We start from the raw sequence: 4,136 nt of genomic DNA, 5'->3' as shown, positions 1-4,136 counted from the left end.
GCTTGCGCAGGAACTCGGTCAGCGCCAGCACCATGTCGGTGGCGGTGATGCCCGGTTGCAGCTTGCCGGTGAGCTCGACGCCGATGATGTCCGGCAGGCGCATCCACGAGGCGCGGCCGAGCATGACACTCTCGGCTTCCAGGCCGCCCACGCCGATGGCGATCACCCCCAGCGCATCCACGTGGGGGGTGTGGCTGTCGGTGCCGACGCAGGTATCAGGAAAGGCCACACCGTCGAGCACCTGGATCACCGGGGACATTTTCTCCAGGTTGATCTGGTGCATGATGCCGTTGCCGGGCGGGATCACGTCGACGTTCTTGAAGGCCTTCTTGGTCCAGTTGATGAAGTGGAACCGGTCTTCGTTGCGCCGGTCTTCGATGGCGCGGTTCTTGTCGAAGGCATCCGGGTCGAAACCGCCGCACTCCACGGCCAGGGAGTGGTCGACGATCAACTGGGTCGGCACCACCGGGTTGACCAGCGCCGGGTCACCGCCCTGGTCGGCGATGGCGTCGCGCAGGCCGGCCAGGTCCACCAGTGCGGTCTGGCCGAGGATGTCGTGGCATACCACGCGGGCCGGGAACCAGGGGAAGTCGAGGTCGTCGCGGCGTTCGATCAGTTGGCCGAGGGACGCGTTGAGGGTTGCCGGATCACAGCGGCGCACCAGGTTTTCCGCCAGTACGCGGGAGGTGTAGGGCAGGCTGTCGTAGGCCCCTGGCTTAAGCGCATCGACCGCCGCACGGGCGTCGAAGTAGTCCAGCTGGCTGCCGGGCAGCGTCTTGCGAAATTCAGTGTTCATGGTCAGGGGACTCGATCACGGTAGTTTCAAAGGAAGCGCCTGGCACTGGGGTTGAATGGACATCTATCCCCTGTAGGAGCGAGCTTGCTCGCGATGACTGACGCAGATCCGACATTGCTGTCGGCTGATCCATCGCTATCGCGAGCAAGCTCGCTCCTACAGGTGTGTGGTTCATTCAAGCCACAGTGCCGGCGCCCTCCCGGTCAGCGGCGTTCGATTGGCACGAACTTGCGCTGCTCGACGCCGATGTACTCGGCGCTTGGACGGATGATGCGGTTGTTGCCACGCTGCTCGAACACATGGGCCGCCCAGCCGGTCAGGCGCGAACAGACGAAGATCGGCGTGAACAGCTTGGTGGGGATGCCCATGAAGTGGTACGCCGAGGCGTGGTAGAAGTCAGCGTTGGGGAAGAGTTTCTTCTGCTCCCACATGGTCTGGTCGATGGCTTCGGATACCGGGAACAGCACCTTGTCGCCCACTTCGTCGGCGAGCTTTTTCGACCAGCCCTTGATCACCTCGTTGCGCGGATCGTTGTCTTTGTAGATCGCGTGGCCAAAGCCCATGATCTTGTCCTTGCGCTCCAGCATGCCGAGGGTGCCCTTGATCGCCTCTTGCGGCGAACTGAAGCGCTCGATCATTTCCATCGCCGCTTCGTTGGCGCCGCCGTGCAGCGGGCCGCGCAGCGAACCGATCGCCGCTGTGATGCAGGAGTACAGGTCGGACAGGGTCGAAGCACAGACCCGGGCAGTAAAGGTCGAGGCGTTGAACTCATGCTCGGCGTAGAGGATCAGCGATACGTTCATGACCTTGACGTGCAGGTCGCTGGGCTTCTTGCCGTGCAGCAGGTGCAGAAAATGACCACCAATGGAAGGCTCGTCGCTGACACAGCTGATGCGCACGCCTTCGTGGCTGAAGCGGTACCAGTAGCACATGATCGCCGGGAAGGCCGCCAGCAGGCGGTCGGTGACGTCATGCTGCTGGGAGAAGTCCTTCTCCGGCTCGATGTTGCCGAGGAACGAGCAGCCCGTACGCATCACGTCCATCGGATGGGCCTGGGCCGGAATCCGCTCCAGCACTTCCTTCAGCGCCTGAGGCAGGTCCCGCAGCTTGCCCAGCTTGCTGGTGTAGGCCGCCAGCTGTTCCTGGGTCGGCAGATCACCGTACAGCAGCAGGTAGGCGACTTCCTCGAACTGCGCATCGGCCGCCAGTTCGCGCACGTCATAGCCGCGATAGGTCAACCCGGCACCGGCCTGGCCCACGGTGGACAGCGCGGTTTGCCCGGCCACCTGGCCGCGCAGACCTGCGCCACTCAATACTTTTGCTTCGGCCATTGCTCTCTCCAATCTTGAATTTGTTAGGGACTTGGCAACTTCGTTGGTCGGGACTCACCCCGACACTGTAGGAGCGAGCTTGCTCGCGATCCGGGCCCGCGCGTTAGCGTCGACGGCCATCGCGAGCAAGCTCGCTCCCACAAGAACTCATTCAGCCTTTCTTCTGCGCGAACAGCGCATCGAGCTTTTGCTCGAAGCTGTGGTAGTCGATGCGCTCATAGAGCTCCATGCGGGTCTGCATAGTGTCGATCACGTTCTGCTGGGTGCCGTCACGACGGATCGCGGTGTAGACGTTTTCCGCCGCCTTGTTCATGGCACGGAACGCCGACAGCGGGTACAGCACCAGGGAAACATCCACGGATTTCAACTGTTCGGTGGTGTACAGCGGGGTCGCGCCGAATTCGGTGATGTTGGCCAGGATCGGCGCTTTCACCCGATCGGCGAAGATCTTGTACATCTCAAGTTCGGTGATGGCTTCCGGGAACACCATGTCGGCGCCGGCCTCGATGCACGCTGCGGCACGTTCCAGGGCCGATTCCAGACCTTCCACCGCCAGGGCATCGGTACGCGCCATAATCACGAAGCTGTCGTCGGTACGGGCATCCACCGCCGCCTTGATGCGGTCGACCATTTCCTGCTGGGACACGATCTCTTTATTAGGACGGTGACCGCAGCGCTTGGCGCCCACCTGGTCCTCGATGTGGATCGCCGCCGCGCCGAACTTGATCATCGACTTGACGGTGCGGGCCACGTTGAACGCCGACGAACCGAAACCGGTGTCCACGTCCACCAGCAGCGGCAGGTCGCAGACGTCGGTGATGCGACGCACGTCGGTGAGGACGTCGTCGAGGCCGGTGATGCCCAGGTCAGGCACGCCGAGGGAACCGGCGGCGACCCCGCCACCGGACAGATAGATCGCCTTGAAACCGGCGCGTTTGGCCAGCAACGCATGGTTGGCGTTGATTGCGCCCACCACTTGCAATGGCTGTTCACTGGCGACCGCATCGCGGAAACGCTGGCCTGGAGTGCTCTTGTTGGAACTCATGACTCACCTCGTGGAGTGGCTGTCTGATGGGCGCTGTCCTGGTAATGACGCGCGATGTTGCGTTTCGAGGCGCCGATGTGGCGGCGCATCAGTAGCTCGGCCAGTTCGCCGTCGCGATCGGCAATGGCATCGAGAATCCGGTGGTGTTCGGCAAAGGCCTGGTGCGGTCGGTTGGGGGTCGCGGAGAACTGGATGCGGTACATGCGCACCAGTTGATACAGCTCGCCACAAAGCATTTGCGTGAGGGTGCGATTGCCCGCGCCCTGGATGATCCGGTAATGGAAGTCGAAATCCCCTTCCTGCTGGTAGTAGCCGACCCCGGCCTGGAATGCCGCATCGCGCTCGTGGGTATCGAGCACTCGGCGCAATTCGTCGATGTCCTCGGTGGTCATGCGCTCCGCCGCCAGGCGACAGGCCATGCCCTCCAGGGACTCACGGATTTCGTAAAGTTCGATCAGCTCGGCGTGACTGAGGGACACCACCCGGGCACCGACATGAGGCACTCGCACCAACAGGCGCTGACCTTCCAGGCGGTGGATGGCTTCGCGCAGCGGACCACGACTGATGCCGTAGGTACGGGCCAGTTCAGGTTCGGAGATCTTGCTGCCCGGGGCGATCTCGCCCTTGACGATAGCGGCCTGGATCCGTCGGAAGACGTTTTCGGACAGGGTTTCAGAATCGTCCTGCGTCGGCAGCGGATGTTCCAGTTGATCCAGCATATTGTCGACACCTTTAAAATCAATGAGGCAAAAATTAGCCAATACCCCCTAAACAGTCAAAGGAAAAATTGAGATTGTCGACAATCGTCTAATAACCCTTTGCACCAAAACGAGACAAAAGGCCCGCCCCCGACGCTGGCGCCATAAAACCAGCATGCTAGAATGCCGCCCGCATTGGCCTGCCATCTTTTTATGGCACGCATACGAGGGAGCTTGCGCAGCAATGCCGGTCGCCTTGAACTGAA

5 protein-coding genes are annotated in these 4,136 nt (G+C 61.9%); all 5 read right to left on the bottom strand.

The window, feature by feature from the left end; genetic code table 11:
• The coding region (locus BLX41_RS35540) for an aconitase family protein (RefSeq protein WP_473241679.1) at positions 1–796 on the bottom strand (796 nt) is incomplete at its 3' end.
• Positions 797–999: 203 nt separating this feature from the next.
• Positions 1,000–2,127: a bifunctional 2-methylcitrate synthase/citrate synthase gene (gene prpC, locus BLX41_RS16695; protein WP_123725785.1), complete on the bottom strand. Its 1,128-nt coding sequence runs from the start codon at positions 2,125–2,127 to the stop codon at positions 1,000–1,002.
• Positions 2,128–2,278: 151 nt separating this feature from the next.
• Positions 2,279–3,172, bottom strand: a complete 894-nt coding sequence (gene prpB, locus BLX41_RS16690; protein WP_011060181.1) for a methylisocitrate lyase — start codon at positions 3,170–3,172, stop codon at positions 2,279–2,281.
• Positions 3,169–3,891, bottom strand: a complete 723-nt coding sequence (locus BLX41_RS16685; protein ID WP_123725784.1) for a GntR family transcriptional regulator — start codon at positions 3,889–3,891, stop codon at positions 3,169–3,171. The genes prpB and BLX41_RS16685 overlap by 4 nt, the downstream gene beginning before the upstream one ends.
• 56 nt (positions 3,892–3,947) lie before the next feature.
• A partial coding sequence (locus BLX41_RS34030; RefSeq protein ID WP_221179214.1) for a hypothetical protein occupies positions 3,948–4,136 on the bottom strand: 189 nt, incomplete at its 5' end.

Source organism: Pseudomonas protegens (genome assembly GCF_003732485.1).
Classification (GTDB): domain Bacteria; phylum Pseudomonadota; class Gammaproteobacteria; order Pseudomonadales; family Pseudomonadaceae; genus Aquipseudomonas; species Aquipseudomonas protegens_B.
This window is presented reverse-complemented; position numbering and strand designations above follow the sequence as displayed.

What these genes read in the sequence shown, in the direction of transcription:
- prpC (WP_123725785.1), bottom strand. Translation starts at nt 2,127, where the DNA reads ATGGCCGAAGCAAAAGTATTGAGTGGCGCAGGTCTGCGCGGCCAGGTG.
- prpB (WP_011060181.1), bottom strand. Translation starts at nt 3,172, where the DNA reads ATGAGTTCCAACAAGAGCACTCCAGGCCAGCGTTTCCGCGATGCGGTC.
- BLX41_RS16685 (WP_123725784.1), bottom strand. Translation starts at nt 3,891, where the DNA reads ATGCTGGATCAACTGGAACATCCGCTGCCGACGCAGGACGATTCTGAA.